At 51.6% G+C, this 22,007-nt stretch carries 22 protein-coding genes and 1 riboswitch; of the genes, 12 read left to right on the top strand and 10 right to left on the bottom strand.

All coding sequences use genetic code 11. The features are described from left to right. Positions 1 to 54 precede the first annotated feature (54 nt). The 4 genes from J1G48_RS12875 (at position 55) to htpX (ending at position 4,479) form a co-directional block, all read left to right on the top strand. The gene (locus tag J1G48_RS12875) at positions 55 to 552 is read left to right on the top strand and encodes a GAF domain-containing protein (RefSeq protein WP_001518229.1); all 498 of its coding nucleotides are present in this window, start codon (positions 55 to 57) and stop codon (positions 550 to 552) included. Between the two features lie 97 nt (positions 553 to 649). Continuing rightward, on the top strand, positions 650 to 1,336 hold the full coding sequence (gene proQ / locus J1G48_RS12870; protein WP_000431401.1) for an RNA chaperone ProQ: 687 nt from the start codon (positions 650 to 652) through the stop codon (positions 1,334 to 1,336). Between the two features lie 19 nt (positions 1,337 to 1,355). Next, entirely contained in the window at positions 1,356 to 3,404 is a 2,049-nt protein-coding gene (gene prc / locus J1G48_RS12865) for a carboxy terminal-processing peptidase (protein WP_001091237.1), read from the top strand. Positions 3,405 to 3,597: 193 nt separating this feature from the next. Further along, the gene (gene htpX, locus J1G48_RS12860; RefSeq protein ID WP_000984498.1) at positions 3,598 to 4,479 is read left to right on the top strand and encodes a protease HtpX; all 882 of its coding nucleotides are present in this window, start codon (positions 3,598 to 3,600) and stop codon (positions 4,477 to 4,479) included. 47 nt (positions 4,480 to 4,526) lie between these two features. Here htpX and J1G48_RS12855 read toward each other — a convergent pair whose 3' ends face one another. Then, positions 4,527 to 5,900: an MFS transporter gene (locus tag J1G48_RS12855; protein WP_000416139.1), complete on the bottom strand. Its 1,374-nt coding sequence runs from the start codon at positions 5,898 to 5,900 to the stop codon at positions 4,527 to 4,529. 175 nt (positions 5,901 to 6,075) lie between these two features. Between J1G48_RS12855 and kdgR the strand changes: the two genes are divergently transcribed. Next, on the top strand, positions 6,076 to 6,867 hold the full coding sequence (gene kdgR / locus J1G48_RS12850; protein WP_001262195.1) for a DNA-binding transcriptional regulator KdgR: 792 nt from the start codon (positions 6,076 to 6,078) through the stop codon (positions 6,865 to 6,867). Between the two features lie 211 nt (positions 6,868 to 7,078). Here kdgR and yobH read toward each other — a convergent pair whose 3' ends face one another. After that, on the bottom strand, positions 7,079 to 7,318 hold the full coding sequence (yobH, locus tag J1G48_RS12845) for an invasion protein YobH (protein WP_001236777.1): 240 nt from the start codon (positions 7,316 to 7,318) through the stop codon (positions 7,079 to 7,081). Positions 7,319 to 7,475: 157 nt separating this feature from the next. Between yobH and mgrB the strand changes: the two genes are divergently transcribed. The 6 genes from mgrB to rlmA all read left to right on the top strand — a co-directional run bounded on the left by mgrB (position 7,476) and on the right by rlmA (position 11,831). Continuing rightward, entirely contained in the window at positions 7,476 to 7,619 is a 144-nt protein-coding gene (mgrB, locus tag J1G48_RS12840) for a PhoP/PhoQ regulator MgrB (RefSeq protein ID WP_000714547.1), read from the top strand. 70 nt (positions 7,620 to 7,689) lie between these two features. Next, positions 7,690 to 7,977: a YebO family protein gene (locus J1G48_RS12835; RefSeq protein WP_001000660.1), complete on the top strand. Its 288-nt coding sequence runs from the start codon at positions 7,690 to 7,692 to the stop codon at positions 7,975 to 7,977. A 648-nt stretch (positions 7,978 to 8,625) separates the two neighbouring features. Then, positions 8,626 to 8,769, top strand: coding sequence for a DUF2627 domain-containing protein (locus J1G48_RS12830; protein WP_001537930.1), 144 nt, complete (start codon positions 8,626 to 8,628; stop codon positions 8,767 to 8,769). Between the two features lie 12 nt (positions 8,770 to 8,781). Beyond that, on the top strand, positions 8,782 to 8,991 hold the full coding sequence (gene cspE, locus J1G48_RS12825) for a transcription antiterminator/RNA stability regulator CspE (RefSeq protein WP_001062678.1): 210 nt from the start codon (positions 8,782 to 8,784) through the stop codon (positions 8,989 to 8,991). A gap of 219 nt (positions 8,992 to 9,210) precedes the next feature. Beyond that, positions 9,211 to 10,956, top strand: a complete 1,746-nt coding sequence (ftsI, locus tag J1G48_RS12820) for a peptidoglycan glycosyltransferase FtsI (RefSeq protein WP_000730322.1) — start codon at positions 9,211 to 9,213, stop codon at positions 10,954 to 10,956. 65 nt (positions 10,957 to 11,021) lie between these two features. Next, complete coding sequence (gene rlmA, locus J1G48_RS12815; RefSeq protein WP_000010923.1) at positions 11,022 to 11,831, top strand: 23S rRNA (guanine(745)-N(1))-methyltransferase; 810 nt, start codon at positions 11,022 to 11,024, stop codon at positions 11,829 to 11,831. On the opposite strand, the gene mntP is transcribed toward rlmA, so the two are convergent. The 5 genes from mntP to manX all read right to left on the bottom strand — a co-directional run bounded on the left by mntP (position 11,828) and on the right by manX (position 16,006). Next, positions 11,828 to 12,394: a manganese efflux pump MntP gene (gene mntP / locus J1G48_RS12810; RefSeq protein ID WP_001518359.1), complete on the bottom strand. Its 567-nt coding sequence runs from the start codon at positions 12,392 to 12,394 to the stop codon at positions 11,828 to 11,830. The two genes, rlmA and mntP, sit on opposite strands and share 4 nt — an antisense overlap. 111 nt (positions 12,395 to 12,505) lie before the next feature. Next, positions 12,506 to 12,607: riboswitch (yybP-ykoY riboswitch) on the bottom strand. Between the two features lie 196 nt (positions 12,608 to 12,803). Further along, positions 12,804 to 13,262 carry a DUF986 family protein gene (locus J1G48_RS12805; protein WP_000156284.1) on the bottom strand — a complete coding sequence of 153 codons (459 nt, stop codon included), beginning with the start codon at positions 13,260 to 13,262 and terminating at the stop codon, positions 12,804 to 12,806. A gap of 58 nt (positions 13,263 to 13,320) precedes the next feature. Beyond that, positions 13,321 to 14,172: a PTS mannose transporter subunit IID gene (locus J1G48_RS12800; protein WP_001518647.1), complete on the bottom strand. Its 852-nt coding sequence runs from the start codon at positions 14,170 to 14,172 to the stop codon at positions 13,321 to 13,323. Between the two features lie 12 nt (positions 14,173 to 14,184). Then, complete coding sequence (gene manY / locus J1G48_RS12795; protein ID WP_000406920.1) at positions 14,185 to 14,985, bottom strand: PTS mannose transporter subunit IIC; 801 nt, start codon at positions 14,983 to 14,985, stop codon at positions 14,185 to 14,187. Positions 14,986 to 15,037: 52 nt separating this feature from the next. Next, positions 15,038 to 16,006, bottom strand: a complete 969-nt coding sequence (gene manX / locus J1G48_RS12790; RefSeq protein WP_000150523.1) for a PTS mannose transporter subunit IIAB — start codon at positions 16,004 to 16,006, stop codon at positions 15,038 to 15,040. A 472-nt stretch (positions 16,007 to 16,478) separates the two neighbouring features. Between manX and yoaE the strand changes: the two genes are divergently transcribed. Continuing rightward, a complete protein-coding gene (gene yoaE / locus J1G48_RS12785; protein WP_000421814.1) occupies positions 16,479 to 18,038 on the top strand; it encodes a CNNM family cation transport protein YoaE in 1,560 nt (519 codons plus the stop codon). A 21-nt stretch (positions 18,039 to 18,059) separates the two neighbouring features. On the opposite strand, the gene J1G48_RS12780 is transcribed toward yoaE, so the two are convergent. The 3 genes from J1G48_RS12780 to J1G48_RS12770 form a co-directional block, all read right to left on the bottom strand. Beyond that, complete coding sequence (locus tag J1G48_RS12780; protein WP_001192535.1) at positions 18,060 to 19,661, bottom strand: cyclic diguanylate phosphodiesterase; 1,602 nt, start codon at positions 19,659 to 19,661, stop codon at positions 18,060 to 18,062. Between the two features lie 137 nt (positions 19,662 to 19,798). After that, positions 19,799 to 21,163, bottom strand: coding sequence for an L-serine ammonia-lyase (gene sdaA / locus J1G48_RS12775; RefSeq protein WP_000624273.1), 1,365 nt, complete (start codon positions 21,161 to 21,163; stop codon positions 19,799 to 19,801). Positions 21,164 to 21,426: 263 nt separating this feature from the next. Then, positions 21,427 to 22,005: a CoA pyrophosphatase gene (locus J1G48_RS12770; RefSeq protein WP_000381544.1), complete on the bottom strand. Its 579-nt coding sequence runs from the start codon at positions 22,003 to 22,005 to the stop codon at positions 21,427 to 21,429. Positions 22,006 to 22,007 lie beyond the last annotated feature (2 nt).

Here is a 22,007-nt window from a genome sequence, read left to right as displayed (position 1 = left end):
AATGCTTATTTTAATAGCCTGTGTTTAGGAGTAAGACCACGAAGTGATTATATAATGAGCAAAACAGAACTATACGCGGCGTTAAACCGCGATTTTCAGTCGTTAATGGCAGGTGAAACCAGCTTTCTGGCCACGCTGGCGAATACCAGCGCGCTACTGTTCGAACGCCTTACCGAGGTGAACTGGGCGGGATTTTATCTCCTCGAAGGCGATACGCTGGTGTTGGGGCCGTTTCAGGGGCGAATCGCCTGTGTGCGGATTCCGGTTGGTCGCGGCGTGTGTGGCGCAGCGGTAGCGCAGAATAAGGTTCAACGTATTGATGATGTTCATGCGTTTGACGGCCATATTGCCTGTGATGCCGCCAGCAACGCCGAAATTGTGCTGCCTGTCACGGTTGGCGAACGGATTATCGGCGTGCTGGATATAGATAGCACAGCGTTTGGCCGTTTTACCGAAGAAGATGAACACGGCCTGCGTACGCTGGTCGCACAGCTTGAAACCGTGCTTGCAACGACGGATTACAAAAAATTCTTTGCGAGCGTTGCAGGATAATCAACGGATAACGTAGCAATTACTGATGGCGTCATTATAATGACGCCTGTTCATGCCTGCTGCTTGTTGGCTACGTCCGTTGTAATCAGGAAATTTCATGGAAAATCAACCTAAGTTGAATAGCAGTAAAGAAGTTATCGCGTTTCTGGCCGAGCGTTTTCCTCACTGTTTTAGTGCGGAAGGCGAAGCTCGCCCGCTGAAAATTGGTATTTTTCAGGATCTGGTAGAGCGAGTTGGGGGCGAAATGAACCTCAGCAAAACGCAACTTCGTTCCGCTTTACGTCTTTATACTTCAAGCTGGCGTTACCTGTACGGCGTTAAGCCGGGCGCAACGCGCGTCGACCTTGATGGCAATCCGTGCGGCGAGCTGGAAGAACAGCATGTCGAACATGCGCGTAAGCAGCTTGAAGAAGCCAAAGCCCGTGTTCAGGCGCAGCGCGCAGAGCAGCAAGCGAAAAAACGCGAAGCTGCCGCGGCGGCTGGCGAAAAAGAAGACGCGCCGCGACGCGAGCGTAAACCTCGCCCGGTAGCGCGTCGTAAAGAAGGCGCTGAACGTAAACCTCGCGCTGATAAACCGACGACGAAAGCGCCGCGTGCGCCTCGCGAAGAGAAGCACACGCCGGTTTCTGATATTTCAGTATTGACCGTAGGGCAGTCCCTCAAGGTGAAAGCGGGTAATAATGCGATGGATGCCACCGTATTAGAAATCACCAAAGATGGTGTCCGTGTACAGCTGAATTCGGGTATGTCTTTGATTGTACGCGCAGAACACCTGGTGTTCTGAAACGGAGGCCAGGCCTGGCATGAACACTTTTTTTAGGCTTACCGCGTTAGCTGGCCTGCTTGCATTAGCAGGCCAGTCCTTCGCCGTGGAAGATATTACGCGTGCCGATCAAATTCCCGTACTAAAGGAAGAGACGCAACATGCGACGGTGAGCGAGCGCGTAACGTCGCGTTTTACCCGCTCCCACTATCGCCAGTTCGATCTGGATGAGGCATTTTCGGCAAAGATCTTTGATCGCTATCTGAATCTTCTCGACTATAGCCACAACGTTTTGTTGGCGAGCGATGTCGAGCAGTTTGCGAAAAAGAAAACCGTGTTGGGCGATGAGCTGCGCACGGGTAAGCTGGATGTTTTTTACGATCTTTATAACCTGGCGCAAAAGCGCCGGTTTGAACGTTACCAGTACGCGCTAAAAGTGCTGGAACGGCCAATGGATTTCACCGGAAACGATACGTTTAACCTGGACCGCAGTAAAGCGCCCTGGCCGAAAGATGAGGCTGAGCTAAATGCGCTGTGGGATGGTAAAGTGAAATTCGATGAGCTCAGTCTGAAACTCACCGGCAAGAGCGACAAAGAAATTCGCGAAACGCTGACGCGTCGCTACAAATTCGCTATTCGCCGCCTGGCGCAGACCAACAGTGAAGATGTGTTCTCGCTGGCGATGACCGCTTTTGCGCGTGAAATCGACCCGCATACGAATTATCTTTCTCCCCGCAATACCGAGCAGTTTAATACCGAAATGAGCCTGTCTCTGGAAGGTATCGGCGCGGTGCTGCAAATGGATGACGATTACACTGTCATTAACTCATTGGTCGCCGGCGGCCCAGCAGCGAAGAGCAAGTCGATTAGCGTCGGCGATCGTATCGTCGGCGTAGGGCAGGCCGGAAAACCGATGGTCGACGTCATTGGCTGGCGTCTTGACGATGTGGTGGCGCTGATCAAAGGGCCAAAAGGCAGCAAGGTCCGACTGGAAATACTGCCGGCTGGTAAAGGGACGAAAACGCGTATCATCACGCTGACGCGTGAACGGATTCGTCTTGAAGATCGCGCGGTTAAAATGTCGGTGAAAACCGTCGGCAAGGAAAAAGTTGGCGTACTGGATATTCCAGGCTTCTATGTTGGCTTGACCGATGATGTCAAAGTTCAGCTTCAGAAGCTGGAAAAACAGAATGTTAACAGCATCGTTATCGATCTGCGTTCAAACGGCGGTGGGGCGCTGACGGAAGCCGTTTCGCTTTCCGGTCTGTTTATCCCTTCTGGTCCGATAGTTCAGGTGCGCGACAATAACGGCAAAGTGCGTGAGGATAGCGACACCGACGGCGTGGTCTACTACAAAGGCCCGCTGGTGGTGCTGGTCGATCGTTTCAGTGCCTCGGCATCGGAAATCTTCGCTGCCGCGATGCAGGATTATGGTCGCGCGCTGATTGTCGGTGAGCCGACCTTCGGTAAAGGGACGGTACAGCAATATCGTTCGCTAAACCGAATTTACGATCAGATGCTTCGCCCGGAATGGCCTGCGCTGGGTTCGGTGCAGTACACCATTCAGAAGTTTTACCGTGTCAACGGCGGTAGTACGCAGCGTAAAGGGGTCACGCCGGATATCATCATGCCGACTGGCAATGAAGAGACGGAAACCGGAGAAAAATTTGAAGATAACGCCTTGCCGTGGGATAGCATTGATGCGGCGAAATACGTGAAATCGGACGATTTGGCCCCGTTTGGCCCGGAATTATTGAAAGAACACAACGCGCGTATCGCCAAAGATCCTGAGTTTCAGTACATCATGAAGGATATTGCACGTTTCAATGCCATGAAGGATAAGCGCAACATCGTCTCTCTGAATTATGCGCAGCGTGAGAAAGAGAACAATGAAGAAGACGCTCTGCGTCTGGCGCGTATTAACGATCGGTTTAAACGTGAGGGTAAACCGTTGCTGAAGAAACTGGACGATCTGCCAAAGGATTACCAGGAGCCGGACCCGTACCTTGATGAAACGGTGAAGATTGCTCTGGACCTGGCGCATCTTGAAAAAGAAAAACCAGCGGAGCAGGCGGCAGCCAATAAGTAACGCTAAACAGGCACAAAAAATTGTGCCTGTTTTTTTTTAACAAGCGCAGAAGTCGTCAGGATAATGCTACAAAATGTAAAGTTGTGTTTTTCTCGTGACTTACCGCCTGGTGATGCTTGAAAATAGCCATAAGACCCATACGATGTGGGTAATCGCATAGTGCGCTTTGTTAAATTGAGGTTAAAAGAAAATTATGATGCGAATCGCGCTCTTCCTGCTGACGAACCTGGCCGTGATGGTCGTTTTCGGGCTGGTTCTGAGCCTGACAGGGATACAGTCGAGCAGCGTGCAAGGCTTGCTGATCATGGCGCTGCTGTTTGGTTTTGGCGGTTCTTTTATTTCATTGCTGATGTCCAAATGGATGGCGTTAAAATCCGTAGGAGGGGAAGTTATTGAACAGCCTCGCAATGAAAGAGAACGCTGGTTGATGAACACCGTAGCAACGCAAGCGCGCCAGGCCGGTATCGCCATGCCGCAGGTTGCTATCTACCATGCGCCGGACATTAACGCGTTTGCGACGGGCGCACGCCGTGACGCCTCATTGGTCGCTGTGAGCACCGGTTTGTTGCAAAACATGAGCCCTGACGAAGCGGAAGCCGTCATTGCGCATGAAATCAGCCATATTGCCAATGGCGATATGGTGACGATGACGTTGATTCAGGGGGTGGTTAACACCTTCGTTATCTTTATTTCGCGCATTATCGCGCAAATTGCTGCTGGTTTTCTGGGCGGCAACCGCGATGAAGGCGAAGGAAGTAACGGTAATCCGCTAATCTATTTCGCCGTTGCGACGGTGCTGGAACTGGTCTTCGGTATTCTGGCGAGCATCATCACCATGTGGTTCTCCCGTTACCGTGAGTTTCATGCCGATGCGGGATCGGCGAAGCTGGTTGGCCGTGAAAAAATGATTGCCGCGTTGCAGCGCCTGAAAACCAGCTACGAGCCGCAAGAAGCGACCAGCATGATGGCGTTTTGTATTAACGGTAAATCGAAATCGTTAAGCGAGCTGTTTATGACGCACCCACCGCTGGATAAACGCATTGAAGCGCTGCGTAGCGGTGAGTACCTGAAATAATAAGCCCACTGGCAAGTATGAAAAGCGCGTCGAATGACGCGCTTTTTTTACGCCTGAACGCGTGGTTGCGTAATACGTAAACCGCTCACCACCGCCGCGAGAGTCGCCAGGATCGCCGCTGCGAGCAGAGAAAGATGCGTACCGCTATCGCCAAACTGGTTCAACATCAGCGCTACCAGCGCGGCGCCAGTACTTTGGCCTAACAGTCGCGCCGTGCCCAGCATCCCGCTGGCGCCACCGCTGCGCTCACGCGGCGCGGAAGTGATAATGGTGTGATTATTCGGCGACTGGAACAGGCCAAACCCTGCGCCACAAAGGATCATCGGCCAGATAATATTCAGATCGGAGGGGGAGGCTGGCAACATGACCAGCGCAAACAACCCGGCTGCCATTATCACCATTCCCAGCGCCCCCAGCAAACCGGCATGAAGACGTTCTATCAGGTATCCCGCCAGCGGCGCCATTACCATCGTTGCCAGCGGCCAGGGCGTCAATAACAGGCCGGTTTCTACTTCGCTACGGCCCAGCACGGTTTGCAGATAAAAAGGTAGCGAGACCATGGCTAACATTTGCGCGCAGAACGAGCAAATTGACGTGCCGATCGAGAGTGAAAAAAGCGGAATGCGTAACAAGTCGATGGGTAACAAAGGGACGGGCAAAGAAAGCTGGCGGCGCACGAAGAAAAACCCGACCACGACCAGAACGAGCAGCTCTGCGCCAATCAACGTTAGCGACTGTCCCTGGGCAAATCCGCTCAATGCGGTAATCAGCAGGCCAAATGTGAGCGCATTCATTACCGCGCTCGGTAAGTCAAAGCGCGGCTTAGTGTCATGGGCGATGTTTGCTGGTAAAAAGCGTATGGCCAGAATTAACGCGATGATACCTAACGGGACATTAATCAGAAACAGCCATTTCCATGATGAGATGGACAAAATCGCTGCGGCGATCGTCGGACCCGCGGCGGAAGAGACTGCGACGATAAAAGAGTTAATTCCCATGCCTCGTCCCAGATGACGCTGGGGGTAGATAAGACGAATCAGCGCCGTGTTTACGCTCATTAGCGCCGCGCCGCCAAATCCCTGCGCGATGCGCGCCAGCGTCAGCATCTGCAGCGAGTCTGAAAGCGCGCAAAACAATGATGAAAGCAGAAATACCACTAAACCACATTTGTAGATCCGGCGATAACCAAACATGTCGCCTAAAAAAGACAGGGAAAGCAGTGAGACGACAATGGCGATTTGGTATGCATTGACAATCCAGATAGAGCTGGCAGGGGAGGCATGTAAATCAGTCGCAATGGTTGGCAGCGCGACATTAGCGATTGCGCCATCCAGAACCGCCATCGAAATACCGATAATAATCGTCAGGATAGCGCCGTATCTCTGCGGGAGGGGCAGGCCATCGGCCCGTGTTTTTTCCATAAGTATTTTGTAATAAGGGGAGTTATGAGCTGAATAATAATGTTAGCATTAATACTGAGTTGTTATGTCGCAGATTTGTAACGAAGTAAGCAAAGATGGATTGCGGGCGACCTGGCGTGAAATTATAATAAAAACTCGTTCTGAATTTTATAAAACGCTCGTAATGAGGTGATAAATGGCAAACGCAGATCTGGATAAGCAGCCTGATTCTGTATCTTCTGTGCTGAAAGTTTTCGGCATTCTGCAGGCGCTGGGTGAAGAGCGTGAAATAGGGATTACCGAGCTATCGCAGCGCGTCATGATGTCGAAAAGCACCGTTTATCGCTTTTTGCAAACCATGAAAACTCTGGGCTACGTGGCTCAGGAGGGGGAGTCTGAAAAATACTCTCTGACGCTAAAGCTGTTTGAGCTGGGCGCGCGAGCTTTGCAAAATGTTGATCTCATCCGCAGTGCGGACATTCAGATGCGCGAACTGTCTCGTCTGACAAAAGAAACTATCCATCTTGGCGCGCTGGATGAAGACAGCATTGTCTATATCCATAAAATTGACTCTATGTACAATCTGCGGATGTACTCACGTATTGGGCGTCGTAATCCGCTGTACAGTACGGCCATCGGTAAAGTGCTTCTGGCCTGGCGCGACCGTGATGAGGTTAAGCAGATTCTCGACGGCGTAGAGTATAAGCAAAGCACGGGACGCACGATTACCAGCACTGAAGCGTTGCTGCCGCTGTTGGATGAAGTGCGTGCGCAAGGATACGGTGAAGATAACGAAGAACAGGAAGAAGGATTACGTTGTATCGGCGTACCGGTATTTGACCGTTTTGGCGTAGTCATCGCAGGGTTAAGCATTTCGTTCCCGACGCTGCGTTTTTCAGAAGAACGCCTACAGGAATATGTGGCTATGTTACACGCCGCCGCGCGTAAAATTTCTGAACAAATGGGTTACAACGATTATCCCTTCTAAGCAACGTTATTAGCATGACGTTAAAAAAAAGCAGCTACGAAAAATGTAGCTGCTTTTTTTATAACATCGGGTGGGATGAAATCGTAAAAGTAGATAATATCTGTCGGCTTATTTAACGGTTATTAAAATATTATTTAACAGTACTTATGAACAACAGCCAATATAGGGGAATTATTGGTGATAGTTTCACTGTGAAATTATTTATTGCCGCTTAGCCATTATCCACCACGGTGGCGATTTTTCTGAAAATGGGACAGTCGGAAAAGCCAATAATGCCGCTGTTGGTATGGAGATATTGCGCCGTGCTGGTGCCGCGTGCGGTCAGGTAATGGCACTGTAAACCCAGCCCCGCAGCGTTCACTTTACTTCCCACCAGGATGCCATAGCCGCTCATCAGCAGGCCTATCCACACCAGGGCAAACAATACAATTGCGCGAATGATCAAACGCATTACTACCTCTTTTCTTTTTTAGTTAGAATAAGAGTAGCGTGTACATTGATTGAAACAAGTGAATCATTCCTAAAAACATATAATGCCGCTACAGTTACTCCTGGTTTTAGTAACTCATGATAATTTAGCGACATAAGATGTAAGATCGGAGAGTGGAGTGAAAAAATTTCGATGGGTCGTTCTCGGCATCGTGGTGGTAGTATGCCTGTTGCTGTGGGCGCAGGTGTTTAATATCATGTGCGATCAGGATGTACAATTTTTCAGCGGTATTTGCGCCATCAATAAATTTATTCCCTGGTAAACGTTTTACACCAGAGATTTCCTTCCCGTGTAGCAGTGGTAGAATGACGTCTCTACATTGAGGTGGTGAAATGAACGACGTTTTAAACTCTGGTGCGTTTTCTCTTGCATCTTTAATAGTATCAATGGTGGTTCTGGTGGTGGGGCTGGCGCTCTGGTTCTTTGTCAACCGGGCAAGTTCCCGTGCCAACGAGCAGATAGAACTGCTCGAAGCGTTGTTGGATCAACAGAAGCGGCAAAACGCGTTGTTACGCCGCCTTTGCGAAGCAAACGAACCAGAAAAAGAAGCGGAACCCGCAACAGCGGCAAGCGAACCGAAAGAGGATGAGGACATCATTCGTCTGGTTGCTGAACGATAATGCTTACCGGGGCGCAAATGGCGCCAGTGCCATACGCCCCATTTCCCCGTCGGATCTCTCCGCGTTGCCGTTTGCAACTGATACTACAGCATCAACACCTTACCTAATATATGGCTTTATATGCAACATAGTTTTATATGTATAACAAATGGGCATATGGCATTTTTGTGATACCGCTCATTCTCTATTAAAAGCGAAACGTTTCTCTCTCTTTATGGATTGTCATTGTTTGTTCATTATTTTAAGGCATTCTGTAAAGACGCAGAACATCACAAAAAGCGGTGTCGAAAATCGCTTTTCTTTTCTATTATTTTGATTAAAAGGTGTTTTTTATCATTGTGACAATTTATGCATAACTCAGCATAAAAAGTGATATGAAAAATACAGCTTTTAAATGTGATTTGATGCACTGGAAGAAGCGAAGTTATTGAGCTATGGTAGAAAAATGGCTTTTCAGCAGTGACGTTGTCAGGAGTCCGTCAGCGCGTGAGGATATATCTTTCGCAATTTTGTTGCATAAACGTGCTGTCAATTTGTGAAGGTTCTCGTAATTTGTGCGACGGATCGAGACACGTTTAAAAATGGCTTGCCATAATTAACGTTGTATGTGATAACAGGCTTTGGGTTAAACGAGGTACAGTTCTGTTTATGTGTGGCATTTTCAGTAAAGAAGTCCTGAGTAAACACGTTGACGTTGAATACCGCTTCTCTGCCGAACCTTATATTAGTGCCTCAAGCAGTAATGTCTCAGTTTTATCTATGTTATGCCTACGGGCAAAGAAAACACTCTAAGGAATTTTGCAAATGGCAAAGATTAAAGGTCAAGTTAAGTGGTTCAACGAATCCAAAGGTTTTGGCTTCATTACTCCGGCTGACGGCAGCAAAGATGTGTTCGTACACTTCTCCGCTATCCAGGGCAATGGTTTCAAAACTCTGGCTGAAGGCCAGAACGTTGAGTTCGAAATTCAGGACGGCCAGAAAGGTCCGGCTGCTGTTAACGTAACAGCTATCTGATCGACACCACTGATTTGATGCGTTTGTCGCGTCAGCCTCAGATATAAAGCCTCGCTAAAAGCGGGGCTTTTTAATTCAATATCCTTCAAAATGTGTCTGGATGCGCTCTCGTTAGCGATTTGTTGCAAAGGCGCGATGTTATTAGCATTGTTTTTTCTGGTTTTTCCGGCCGTTTCCCGTTAAATCAATCACCTGAAAAATGATTCGGCTGGAGATCAGGTGAAAAAGAAAAGCGACGGCGATACCCGTAATTTTACGCCCATACGTTTTGCACTACTTTGCACTGCCATTCTGCTCAGTATGGCATTGTTGTTAGGGCGGGTGGCATGGCTGCAAATTGTTACGCCGTCGAAACTGGTGAAACAAGAAGATATGCGCTCGCTTCGTGAAGTGACCACGGCCTCTCCACGCGGCATGATCACCGACAGAGAAGGGCGGCCCTTAGCGGTGAGCGTTCCGGTTAATGCTGTCTGGGCCGATCCGAAGACTATCATAAGCAAAGGCGGCGTTGGCTACAATGAGCGCTGGCAGGCGCTGGCCAGCGCCCTGCATCTGTCGCTCAGTACGCTTGCGGAACGGGTAAACAGTAACCCGGCAGGTCGTTTTATCTACCTCGCGCGCCAGGTTTCACCCCAGCAAGCCGAATGGATAGATAAACTGAATCTACCGGGTATTAACCTGCGGGAAGAGTCGCGCCGTTTTTACCCTGCCGGACACGTAGCGGCCAATTTGATCGGCTTTACCAATATCGACGGGCAGGGAATAGAAGGTATTGAAAAGAGCTTTAACGCGCAACTGACGGGAAAACCGGGCTCCCGACTGGTGCGTAAAGATAAATTTGGTCACGTTATTGAGAACATTACGGAAGTGAATCCGGTTCCTGCTCATGAACTTCAGCTTAGCATTGATGAACGTCTGCAAACGGTTACCGAAGATGCGCTGGATAACGCCGTCATCTGGAACAAAGCGGAATCCGGCGCTGCCGTATTGATTAACATCCCAACGGGTGAAATTCTCTCGATGGCGAGCTACCCGGATTTCAACCCGAACAACCGTGAAGGCGCGCAGTTGGACGATTTTCGTAACCGCGCGATTAGCGATACTTTCGAACCCGGTTCTACTGTGAAGCCATTGGTCATTATGACTGCGTTACAGCAGGGCATCGTGCAGCCGGACAGCGTTATCGATACCCATCCTTTTACTCTCGATGGACACCGTATCCGCGACGTCGGTTACTATCCGGAACTGACATTAACCGGCATTTTGCAAAAATCCAGCGATACCGGCGTTTCTCACCTTTCTCTGGCGATGCCGGTGCAGAAATTAATGGATACTTATAAAAGCTTTGGTTTCGGCGTGCCTACCGGACTGGGTCTCACCGGAGAGAGCAGCGGGTTATTACCGAAACGCCGTTACTGGAGTGATTTAGATCGCGCTACCTTCGCTTTTGGCTATGGATTAATGGTGACGCCGCTGCAACTGGCGCATGTTTATGCCACGATTGGCAGCTTTGGTATCTACCGTCCGTTATCGATCACCAAAGTTGATCCGCCCGTGATCGGCACGCGGGTAATGCCGGAAGAACTGGTGCACGAGGTGGAACATATGATGGAGAGCGTCGCGTTGCCTGGCGGCGGCGGAACAAAAGCCGCAGTAAGAGACTACCGTATTGCGGTCAAAACCGGGACGGCGAAAAAAATTGGCGATGATGGTAAATACGTCGATAAATATGTGGCATATACCGCAGGCGTCGCGCCGGCAAGTAACCCCAGATTTGCGCTGGTGGTGGTGATTAATAATCCGCAAAACGGGGCTTATTATGGCGGCGCGGTATCTGCGCCCGTATTCAGCCAGATCATGGGCGATGTGCTGCGGCTGGAAAATGTTGAGCCAGACGGTATGCCAGCCGATTCAGATCACCTTCTGGTGATGCATGGCAGCCACGTTGCGGTTCCGGGCTCGTAAAGGATTTTCCCGGGGCGCAATTCGCGTTACACTTGCGCCCTTTAGCGCCCCAGTCCGGAGTTGTCATGTCGTTTACCTGTCCGCTTTGCCATCAGCCGCTTACGCAGATTAATAACAGCGTTATATGTCCACAGCGCCATCAGTTTGATGTGGCGAAAGAGGGCTACATCAATCTGCTGCCGGTACAGCATAAACGTTCGCGCGATCCGGGCGACAGCGCCGAAATGATGCAGGCGAGGAGAGCGTTTCTTGATGCGGGCCATTATCAGCCGCTGCGCGATGCGGTGATTAACCTGTTGCGCGAGCGGCTGGATCAGTCGGCCACGGCGATTCTGGATATCGGCTGCGGCGAGGGGTATTACACTCATGCTTTTGCCGAGGCGTTGCCGGGAGTCACCACGTTTGGACTGGACGTTGCTAAAACGGCGATCAAAGCGGCGGCGAAGCGCTATTCGCAGGTGAAGTTTTGTGTGGCGTCAAGCCATCGACTGCCCTTTGCCGATGCGTCAATGGATGCGGTGATCAGAATCTACGCCCCGTGTAAGGCGCAGGAATTGGCGCGTGTGGTGAAACCTGGTGGTTGGGTCGTTACCGCCACGCCAGGGCCGCATCATCTGATGGAACTAAAAGGGCTCATTTATGATGAGGTGCGTTTACATGCGCCGTATACCGAGCAGCTCGACGGATTCACATTGCAGCAGAGTACCCGCCTTGCTTATCACATGCAGCTCACCGCCGAAGCGGCTGTAGCACTGTTGCAAATGACGCCATTTGCCTGGCGCGCCAGGCCAGACGTGTGGGAACAACTGGCCGCCAGCGCCGGACTTAGCTGCCAGACGGATTTCAACCTTCATCTCTGGCAGCGTAACCGTTAACCGTGAAAATGCGTCCAGAGGATCTGGACGCCAATTCCTATCAGTACGACCCCGCCGAGAATTTCAGCACGCTTACCCAGCATTGGGCCGATAAAGCGACCGATCATCATTCCGAGGGTGGACATGATAAGCGTGGCGCAACCGATAGCTAATGCGGTAGCGATGATGTTTACCTGCAAAAACGCCAGACCGACGCCAACCGCCATCGCATCGAGGCTGGTCGCGATAGCCGTCGTGACTAATAGCCAAAAGCTGTGGCGGCGTAACGGTGTTTCATCTTCATCACTACCGCCGCGGATACCTTCGATGATCATGCGTCCGCCCAGAAAGATCAGCAGAACAAAGGCTATCCAGTGGTTCCATTCCAGAACGAATTTACTCGCCAATATCCCCAGCCCCCAGCCGATTAACGGGGTCAGCGTTTCAACCGCGCCAAAGATAAGGCCGGTACGCAACGCTTCTGAGAATTTGGGTTTATGTAGGGTGGCGCCTTTGCCAATTGATGCCGCGAAAGCATCCATCGACATACCGAAAGCGAGAAGAACAGTAGCAGTAAAGTGCATGACAACGTCCTGACCGGGGTATCCATTAAACACATCACTGCCCCCAGCAAACATGCATGTCGCCATTCTGTGACGAAATACACAGCAGTTGATGCGCCTATGGTCTCGCCTGACCAGCGGCGGCTGGTCCGTACGCGCCACGTTTTGCAACGAGTATGTTGACGCGTACATTTCCGGAGTCTGGAAATCGGCTACTCCCCAATTGACGGCGCAACATTAACATATTTTTAGAATATAAAACAACAGCGATAAAATATTATTTGCCTTCTAATTGAAAACGATTTTCATTTAGATTTATTCATCAATAAAACGTTAAATTAAATAACAATTGGTCAATAGAAAATATAGCCTTAGCTATATTATGATTCGAAATAAAATTCGAAAAACATAGTTGAGGCTATATCTTAAGCTATTGATTTTCAATAAGAAGTTTATATATTTTTTCCAGATTGTCGATATTGCGTACACGGATAAGCAAGCGTCGTTGTTCTAATTGCATCACCAGTACGCCGTCTTCCGATAAATTCATCTCTTTAATACGGTTATATTCTATCCAGACATTGGCGAAGAAAAAGCCACGTTGTTTAAAGATGATCCGTGGCGTGCGGATCCAGAATATATAAAACCCCATTAACGCCAGCGCGCTTAATAACCATGTGGTCATCTGCGCTCCGTGGCTGGTTACGTTGTTATAAATAAGGATGGCGACCAGCCCAACGAAGATAACGCTGTCTACGCGACCGCGGCGGAGCAGGGCTATAGAAAGCAGAGTGGGGCCATTGCGACGGGGCATGATGAACTGATCGTAGAGAGCGTAAGCCAATAATGCGGCAATAAAGAGAATCAGCACCAGGTCCGTGATAGTCATTTATCCTCCAGAGAAATAAAAAAACGGGGCCGTTTGGCCCCGGTAGTGTACAACAGCCTTACTGACCCAGCAGTCCTACGGAGTAGCCGGCGATACCGATGACGAAGAAGCCCACGATAATCCACAGCGGGTTAACTTTCTTACGCAGCAGCCACATACAGGCAAAGGTCAACAGTAGCGGAACCAGACCCGGCATCAGCTGGTCGAGAATGGTTTGCACGGTGGTAACGCGTGTCTGACCATCCTGACCGGTGATGGTGGAGACCACCAGCGGGATATTCACATGCGTCCACTTGTTAACCAATGCCCCCATGACAAACAGGCCGAGGATTGACGCCCCCTCAGTCAGTTTTTGCAGGAAGCCGCCGCCCATATCTTTAACGATATCGACGCCTTTGCGGTAGCCATAAGCCACGCCATAATAACGGGTCGCCAGACGCACCAGGTTAAACAGGATGAAAAACAGCAGCGGACCAAGCAGGCTGCCGCTCATTGCAATACCTGCGCCCAGCGCCGCGAATACTGGACGGACGGTACCCCAGAAGATAGGGTCGCCGACGCCTGCCAGCGGTCCCATCAGACCGACTTTGATACCGTTGATAGCGCCATCGTCAATCTCTGCGCCATTCGCACGCTTTTCTTCCATTGCCAGCGTTACGCCCAGTACCGGCGCCGCAACGTAAGGATGGGTGTTAAAGAACTCCAGGTGACGTTTAATCGCCTGTTTACGCGCGTCATTATTCTCCGGATACAGGCGACGAATCGCTGGCACCATAGAGAAGCAGAAGCCCAGCGCTTGCATACGTTCGAAGTTCCATGACCCCTGGAACAGGTTAGAACGAAGAAATACGCCGCGAATATCGCTCGGAGTGAGTTTTTTCTCGGTGGTAGTTTTAGTCATATCAACCATTTCGCTCACCTGTTAGTCCAGTTCGTTGTCGAGATCGTTATTGCCAGCAGCCGTTGCAGGCGCGCCCGCTACACGGTTGTATTTCGGGCTCAGCTGGATGTAAAGAATAGCCATCACTGCGCCGATGACACCCAGTGCGACCAGGTTGAAGTTTGTGAAAGCCGCGGTGACGAAACCGAGGTAGAAGAACGGCATCAGGTAGCCTGCGCGCATCATGTTGATAACCATCGCATAACCAACCACGACGATCATGCCGCCGGCGATGTTCAGACCGCCCGTGACGACTTCAGGAATCGCATTCAGCATTCCCTGTACTTCGCTGGTGCCTACGGAGATGGCAACGATAACCGCCGGGATAGCGATACGCATTGCCTGCAGGAACAGAGAAGAAACGTGCAGCCAGGAGAGCGCCGTCAGGTTGCCGTTTTCAGCCGCCTTGTCCGCCGCGTGCTGGAATGCCACGGTGATGGTACGAACGATAATGGTCAGTACCTGGCCTGCCGCCGCCAGCGGAATCGCCAGCGCGATACCGGCGCCAATGCTTTGATGCCCGGCGATGACCAGAACGGTAGAGATGATGGACGCCAGTGCGGCATCAGGCGCAACGGCAGCACCGATGTTCATCCAGCCCAGAGCGATCATTTCCAGAGTACCGCCGATGATAATACCGGTTTTCATGTCCCCCAGAACGGCGCCGATTAAGGTACAGGCGATCAGCGGACGGTGGAACTGAAATTCATCAAGTACCGACTCCATACCCGCGATACATGCGACGATGAACACCAGCACAATCTGAAGAGTGGTAATCTCCATTGTACTTCTCCTATTGCTATCTTAAGTGTGAAAGCTAATTAAATGCCGGCGGTTATTTCGCCACTTTGGCAATTAAATCCATCATTTTCAGTTTCGGATCGGTGGAAACTTTACGCACCTCAAGCTCGATGCCGCGCTCGTTGAGCTTTTTAAAGGCTTCGATATCCTTTTCATCGACGGAAACGGCGTTGTTCACCTGCGTTTTACCTTGACGATAGGCCATACCGCCAATGTTCACGGAGGTGACTTTCACGCCGCCCTCAACGATGCGCTCGACGTCGGTAGGATTGGTAAACAGAAGCATCACGCGTTCGCCGGCGTATTTCGGGTTATTGTAGACGCGAATCATCTTCGCGACGTCAACCACATGCGCCGTAACGCCCGGCGGCGCAACTTGCGTCAGCAGCGTTTTACGTACGGTATCCGCCGCGACTTCATCGCTCACAACAATAATACGGCTGACATTGGTCTCTTTGGTCCAGCGGGTAGCGACCTGACCGTGAATGAGACGGTCATCAATACGGGCAAGCCCGATAACCATATAATCATTCGGGCCCATCGGTTTTGCCGGCGTGGCCGCTTTTGGCGCGGCGGCGACTGGCGCTGGCGCGGCTTTTTCTACCGGTTTCGCTTTCAGCGCTTTTACGCCTTCACGACCGGTTTCTACCGCCAGTGCGACCAGCTCGTCAAAGCTTGGATCGTCGTCACGAGCCATAAACGTTTCGACCAGCATCGGGATGTTGACGCCGGCAATAACTTCATAGCGCTCTTTATCGACGACAATGCGGCTGGCAGCATTAAACGGACTGCCTCCCCATGTATCAACGAGAAATAGCACGCCTTTACTGGTATCGAGTTTAGCCAACTGAGCGTTGTACTTTTCGATCAGCGTTTCGGCATTTTCGCCTGGAACGAAATCGATCCAGCCGACGTTTTCCTGCTCGCCTAACAGCATTTCGGCTGTTTTAAGTAACTGCTCTGCAGCCCAACCATGTGTGCCTATAACAATAGCAATGGTCACTTGCTACCTCCTTTATTATTGTCAACACATCAACTTGACAGATGTATTTTTTGAATCGCCGTCCGCAAGCGAATCGATTCAGATGAGGGTTACAACGAAAAACGCATGATTTTCGTGAATTATTTTAGATATCGAAAAAAATATTTTGTGTGATGGAGATCCGTAATTTTGTTTTCGATAATGAGAAATTTCGAAGTGTAAAATATCCCGGTTACATCTCTTTGCAAAGGAAGGTAAATCTTTGCCAAAAACCAGTTGTCTCTGTTATGTTTAGCTTCCGTTTAATTAGAATGGGGTATAGGGCAGCAGCCCGTTGTATGGATCGTCACCGACGTCATTTCACTCTTTGGCCGTTTTGCGCCTGTCAATCTGGCATATCTTGCCATAGCCTTACTTTGTTTATTGCGTTACCGCCTGCATCCTTTGAGATGTTGTGGGCGCCGTTTAGTCATTCCTTAAGCAGGAGCTTGTCATGGAATTATTAATGGATCCCTCAATTTGGGTGGGTTTACTCACGCTCGTCGTCCTGGAAATTGTTCTGGGTATCGATAACCTGGTCTTTATCGCGATCCTCGCCGATAAATTGCCGCCAAAGCAGCGTGACAAAGCGCGTCTTATCGGGCTCTCGCTGGCGCTGATTATGCGTCTGGCGCTGCTGTCCATTATTTCGTGGCTGGTGACCTTAACAAAGCCGCTCTTTACCGTCTGGGATTTTACCTTCTCCGGCCGCGATTTAATTATGCTGCTGGGCGGTATATTCCTGCTGTTTAAAGCGACCACCGAGCTGCATGAACGTCTGGAAAACCGCGAGCATGACACCGGACACGGTAAAGGCTATGCGAGCTTCTGGGTGGTAGTCACGCAGATTGTCATCCTGGATGCGGTCTTCTCGCTGGACGCCGTGATTACGGCGGTAGGTATGGTAAACCATCTGCCGGTTATGATGGCGGCGGTGGTGATTGCGATGGCGGTGATGCTACTGGCGTCAAAACCGCTGACCCGTTTTGTCAACCAGCATCCGACGGTGGTGGTGCTCTGTCTGAGTTTCCTGCTGATGATCGGCTTGAGCCTGGTGGCGGAAGGGTTCGGTTTCCATATTCCGAAAGGCTACCTGTACGCGGCAATTGGTTTCTCGATCGTTATCGAGGTGTTTAACCAGATTGCGCGCCGCAACTTTATTCGTCATCAGTCCACGTTGCCGCTGCGCGCGCGTACTGCGGACGCTATCCTGCGTCTGATGGGCGGTAAACGCCAGGCGAGTACGCAACATGAAACGGATAGCCCGGCCGCGATATCGGTGTCGGAAGGCGCCTTCGCCGAAGAAGAACGCTACATGATTAACGGCGTACTGACTCTGGCGTCGCGCTCCCTGCGCGGCATTATGACGCCGCGAGGCGAAATTAGTTGGGTGGATGCGAATCTCAGCGTAGCTGAAATCCGTCAGCAGTTACTCTCTTCTCCGCATAGCCTGTTCCCGGTATGTCGGGGCGAGCTGGATGAAATTATCGGTATCGTTCGGGCGAAAGAGTTGCTGGTGGCGCTGGAAGAGGGCGCGGACGTTGCGGCTATCGCCGCGTCTTCCCCGGCGATAGTGGTGCCGGAAACGCTTGATCCTATCAATCTGTTAGGCGTTTTGCGCCGCGCGCGCGGCAGTTTCGTTATCGTCACTAACGAGTTCGGCGTGGTGCAGGGGCTGGTTACGCCGCTGGATGTGCTGGAAGCGATTGCCGGTGAGTTCCCGGATGCCGATGAAACGCTGGAAATCGTTGCCGATGCCGAGGGCTGGATAGTGAAGGGCGGCACCGATCTCCATGCGCTACAGCAGGCGCTGGAAGTTGATCATCTGGTGAACGAAGAGGGCGATATTGCGACGGTCGCGGGGTTAGTGATCGCCGCTAATGGCCATATTCCTCGTGTAGGCGATGTCATTGATGTTCCGCCCCTGCGGATCACCATTGTCGAGGCCAACGACTATCGTGTCGATCTGGTTCGAATTGTTAAAGAACAGCCTGCCCACGACGAAGAGGAATGACGTCACACGCAGGAATCAAGTCTATAGATGCGGCATCGCGGACATAATCTGTCCGTTATGCCGGGCGGGCGGCGGCGCGCTGCCCGCCAGCCACTGTGGAAATTCGCTAATGGGCATCGGCTTCGCATAGAGATAGCCCTGTAACATTTGCACGCCATGCTGGCGCAAATGCTGTGCCTGCGTCTGGTTTTCGACCCCTTCCGCCACCAGTTCAATATTCAGTCTTTGCCCCAGAGCGATAATAATATCGGTCACCGTTGAATTGACCGCATCGGTACCGATGGCGGCGGTGAAGGATTTATCGATTTTCAAAATATCCGGCCGCAGTTTTTCCAGCCAGGAGAGCGAGCTGTTTCCTGTGCCAAAATCATCGATGGCTAACTTCACGCCTTTACGATGCAGCTCGCGCATCAGGCGGTAATCAACGTCAAGCAACGCGTCGCGTTCCGTGAGCTCCAGCACCAGTTGCTGAACAGGTTCCGCACTAAACCAGTACTGATTAAGATCCTTGAGAAGCACGCCGTGTCGGAAATGGCTTGCCGCCACATTGATGCCGATATGAAACTGATGGTTGATGGGGAAGTAGTGCCGCTGCCGAATGGTTTCCGCAATCACATAGCGGGTCAGCGGCGCTATCAGGTTATGTTCCTCGGCGATAGGAATAAAAACATCCGGTGAGATCCAGCCCTGGCGCGGGTTGTTCCAGCGTAACAGGATCTCAACGCCGGTACACTGCTGCGTGCGGGCATTAAGCAACGGCTGACAAAATAGCTCAAACTCCCGTTCGGCAAGGGCCAGATTAATTTCCCAGGAAAAGCTCATTCTGCTGGCCGTTGCCAGCCAGGCGATATAACCGATCAACAGGCTAAGCAATACGGCCAGCGGTAACTGCGTCGGGAGATGTTTGAACGCCAGTACGCCTGCCGACGGCCCGCTGACGCTGATAGTAAAAGGGAAATGTCGCGATGAAAGCTGGTAACGCTCTTCATCTTTTTTTAATTCCGGAAGAGTATCGACCACGCCCCGACCATATAACAGGTGCCGTTTGCCGACCGTCAGGCTGGCGCTGGTAATTTGCGGCTGCTGCGGCTCAAGTAGCATAGTCGTCAGCAAGTCAATATTCACAATTTCCATCACGCCATCCTGGCCATCGGCAGAGGCGGGATACCACTGAATGAGGATCGGGCTTCCCTTGAGTAACGATTGGTCTGTGGAAAGTAGCAGCAGATCGCCGACTGCGGGAAGATCGGGCTGAAGCTGGCGTATGGGAGTATTACGGGCGCCAAAAATGCTTGAGCAATAGAGAATTCCCTCTTTCACCAGCCCGATAGAACGAACGGTTTGCAGACGGGCGGCTTGCTTACGCAACGGCAGATGCGCGGTCGCGCACGGAAGCTCAAGCAAGGGGAGCAGTACGTTTCGTCCGACCTGGAGAGGATGCAAAACATTATCCAGCGCATCAACGGCATGATTCGCGAATGCAACCGTGCGATGGTGATTTAAGTTCCGCTCCGAAATAAATCGGATGCTCAGCGTAAGAATGAGCGTGACCAGTGCACAAATCGTGCAAACAATGAAACGATTACGGCGATAATGATTGATGATCCGTTGTGCTGTTTGCATGCGGGCCGCCCAATAAGCGTTGGCGACAAAAGCCAACCGCGACACAGCAAGTGTAGTGGGGAAACGTGGAGTCGACGAGGAAGAGATAAAAATTTCGCCCATCCGTAGCAGATGGGCGAAGGGAGGGGAAACGGCGTTTAATCACACTGGACTTTAATAGCCAGCCCGCCGCGCGACGTTTCGCGGTATTTTGCGTTCATGTCTTTTCCGGTCTCGTACATCGTTTCGATGACTTTATCCAACGAGACGCGCGGCGCGCTGGTTCGACGCATGGCCATACGCGCAGCGTTGATCGCTTTAACCGAAGCAATGGCGTTACGCTCGATACACGGCACCTGCACCTGACCGGCAACCGGGTCGCAGGTCAGCCCCAGGTTATGCTCCATGCCGATTTCAGCGGCAACGCAAACCTGCTCCGGGCTGGCGCCCAACAGTTCAGCAAGGCCTGCCGCCGCCATCGAACAGGCGACCCCGACTTCGCCCTGACAGCCGACTTCCGCGCCGGAAATAGACGCGTTCATCTTATACAGCGCGCCAATAGCGCCTGCCGCCAGGAAGTAGCGGGTGTAAATATCCGGGCTGACTGATTCAATAAAATGGTCGTAGTAAGCCAGTACCGCAGGAACGATACCGCACGCGCCGTTGGTTGGCGCCGTCACGACGCGGCCGCCTGCGGCGTTCTCTTCGTTCACCGCCAGAGCAAACATGTTCACCCAGTCAATGACGTTCATCGGATCGTTGGAAAGCTTATCGCTGGAAACCAGCATACGACGCAGCGCAGAGGCGCGACGCGGTACGCGCAGCGGCCCCGGCAGCACGCCTTCGGTATTCATACCACGATCAATACAGGCCTGCATGGTCTGCCAGACGTGACCGAAATACTCTTCAATCTCTTTCTTGCTATGCAGCGCCAGTTCGTTTTGCATCACCATGCCGGAGAGTGAAAGGCCGGTACTGTTGCAATACTCCAGCATTTCTTTCGCCGATTTAAACGGATAAGGTACAGTAACCTCATTCGTCGCTTCCTGGCCGAAATGCGCTTCATCAACGATAAAGCCGCCGCCGATGGAATAGTACGTCTTGCTATAAATGACCGTGTCGTCATGCCAGGCGTGGATCTGCATCCCGTTTTCATGCAGCGGCAAATTGCCGTTGTGAAAACGCATTCCGTCATCTTTCGGGAAGTCGACTTCGTGACGTCCCTGGGCCAGTAACAGACGCTCGCGCGTTTCGACGTCGCGAATAAAACCGGGGATACTATCAATATCCACGGTAGCGGGTTCATTACCCGCCAGACCCATAATAATGGCGATATCGGTATGGTGACCTTTCCCCGTCAGCGACAGCGAGCCGTAGACATCGACAGCGACGCGGGTAACGTTATCCAGTAATCCTTTTTCGACCAGGTCATCGACGAACTGTTTACCGGCCTTCATCGGGCCAACAGTGTGGGAAGAGGAGGGACCAATCCCTACCTTAAACATGTCGAATAGGCTAATCACGATAATACTCCTGACAGGGCAACCGGGGCTTCCGGTTACGATGTTATAACTGCGCATAGTGTAAGAGGGAACGCTGGCATCAGCTTAACTATTCACATGAATTAAACTAATGAATAACCGCGTTTTTACTAATATTGCGACAGTAATCTCAAGTCGTGTCTTGCGCGCGTAAAGTTAAGTATATACACGTTGCCCTTCAGGCTGCCTCTTTGGGGGAGGCGATTGTTACCACCTTGAGGCAACGTGAATGGCGTTGTGTACAGTCAGGGCTTTACGCCGATTTGCAGCGCCAGCTCACGAAGAATGTTTGCGGTCATGCCCCAGACGAAATAATGCTCATACCAGGAGAGCCATACGCGGTGCGAATTGCCGCGACGGTAAACATCAAGCGGGTGATATCGACCCAGTTGCAACGCTTGCGCCAGCGGCATTTCAAACACCGCAGACACTTCATCTTCACTGGCGCGCCAGGGGAGATTTGGCGGAATAATGCCGACCACCGGGGTGACCTGAAAACCGGTCACGCTGTCTACCGGCGGTAAAACGCCAATCACTTCCACGGCTTGCGGCGGGATGGCGACTTCCTCCTGCGCTTCGCGAAGCGCTGCGGCGATAAGCGAAGCATCGGTACTGTCCACGGCCCCGCCGGGAAAGGCGACCTGTCCGGCGTGTTTGCGCAAATGAATAGCCCGCTGGGTCAACAGCAGCCCCGGCTGGGGGCGGCGAACCACAGGGATCAGTACGGCGGCCTGACGTTGATTTAACGTTTCATGAGTCATCTGCGGGCGCAAAAGCTGAAAGCGCGATAAGAAATGATCGAGCGTCAGACGGCTGGTATCCACGT

The organism is Salmonella sp. SAL-020, assembly GCF_017372215.1.
GTDB classification, from domain to species: domain Bacteria; phylum Pseudomonadota; class Gammaproteobacteria; order Enterobacterales; family Enterobacteriaceae; genus Salmonella; species Salmonella enterica.
The sequence above is the reverse complement of the archived record's forward strand: the minus strand, read 5'-3'. Positions and strand labels throughout refer to the sequence as shown.

What these genes read in the sequence shown, in the direction of transcription:
- J1G48_RS12875 (WP_001518229.1), top strand. Translation starts at nt 55, where the DNA reads ATGAGCAAAACAGAACTATACGCGGCGTTAAACCGCGATTTTCAGTCG.
- proQ (WP_000431401.1), top strand. Translation starts at nt 650, where the DNA reads ATGGAAAATCAACCTAAGTTGAATAGCAGTAAAGAAGTTATCGCGTTT.
- prc (WP_001091237.1), top strand. Translation starts at nt 1,356, where the DNA reads ATGAACACTTTTTTTAGGCTTACCGCGTTAGCTGGCCTGCTTGCATTA.
- htpX (WP_000984498.1), top strand. Translation starts at nt 3,598, where the DNA reads ATGATGCGAATCGCGCTCTTCCTGCTGACGAACCTGGCCGTGATGGTC.
- J1G48_RS12855 (WP_000416139.1), bottom strand. Translation starts at nt 5,900, where the DNA reads ATGGAAAAAACACGGGCCGATGGCCTGCCCCTCCCGCAGAGATACGGC.
- kdgR (WP_001262195.1), top strand. Translation starts at nt 6,076, where the DNA reads ATGGCAAACGCAGATCTGGATAAGCAGCCTGATTCTGTATCTTCTGTG.
- yobH (WP_001236777.1), bottom strand. Translation starts at nt 7,318, where the DNA reads ATGCGTTTGATCATTCGCGCAATTGTATTGTTTGCCCTGGTGTGGATA.
- J1G48_RS12835 (WP_001000660.1), top strand. Translation starts at nt 7,690, where the DNA reads ATGAACGACGTTTTAAACTCTGGTGCGTTTTCTCTTGCATCTTTAATA.
- J1G48_RS12830 (WP_001537930.1), top strand. Translation starts at nt 8,626, where the DNA reads ATGTGTGGCATTTTCAGTAAAGAAGTCCTGAGTAAACACGTTGACGTT.
- cspE (WP_001062678.1), top strand. Translation starts at nt 8,782, where the DNA reads ATGGCAAAGATTAAAGGTCAAGTTAAGTGGTTCAACGAATCCAAAGGT.
- rlmA (WP_000010923.1), top strand. Translation starts at nt 11,022, where the DNA reads ATGTCGTTTACCTGTCCGCTTTGCCATCAGCCGCTTACGCAGATTAAT.
- mntP (WP_001518359.1), bottom strand. Translation starts at nt 12,394, where the DNA reads ATGCACTTTACTGCTACTGTTCTTCTCGCTTTCGGTATGTCGATGGAT.
- J1G48_RS12805 (WP_000156284.1), bottom strand. Translation starts at nt 13,262, where the DNA reads ATGACTATCACGGACCTGGTGCTGATTCTCTTTATTGCCGCATTATTG.
- J1G48_RS12800 (WP_001518647.1), bottom strand. Translation starts at nt 14,172, where the DNA reads ATGGTTGATATGACTAAAACTACCACCGAGAAAAAACTCACTCCGAGC.
- manY (WP_000406920.1), bottom strand. Translation starts at nt 14,985, where the DNA reads ATGGAGATTACCACTCTTCAGATTGTGCTGGTGTTCATCGTCGCATGT.
- yoaE (WP_000421814.1), top strand. Translation starts at nt 16,479, where the DNA reads ATGGAATTATTAATGGATCCCTCAATTTGGGTGGGTTTACTCACGCTC.
- J1G48_RS12780 (WP_001192535.1), bottom strand. Translation starts at nt 19,661, where the DNA reads ATGCAAACAGCACAACGGATCATCAATCATTATCGCCGTAATCGTTTC.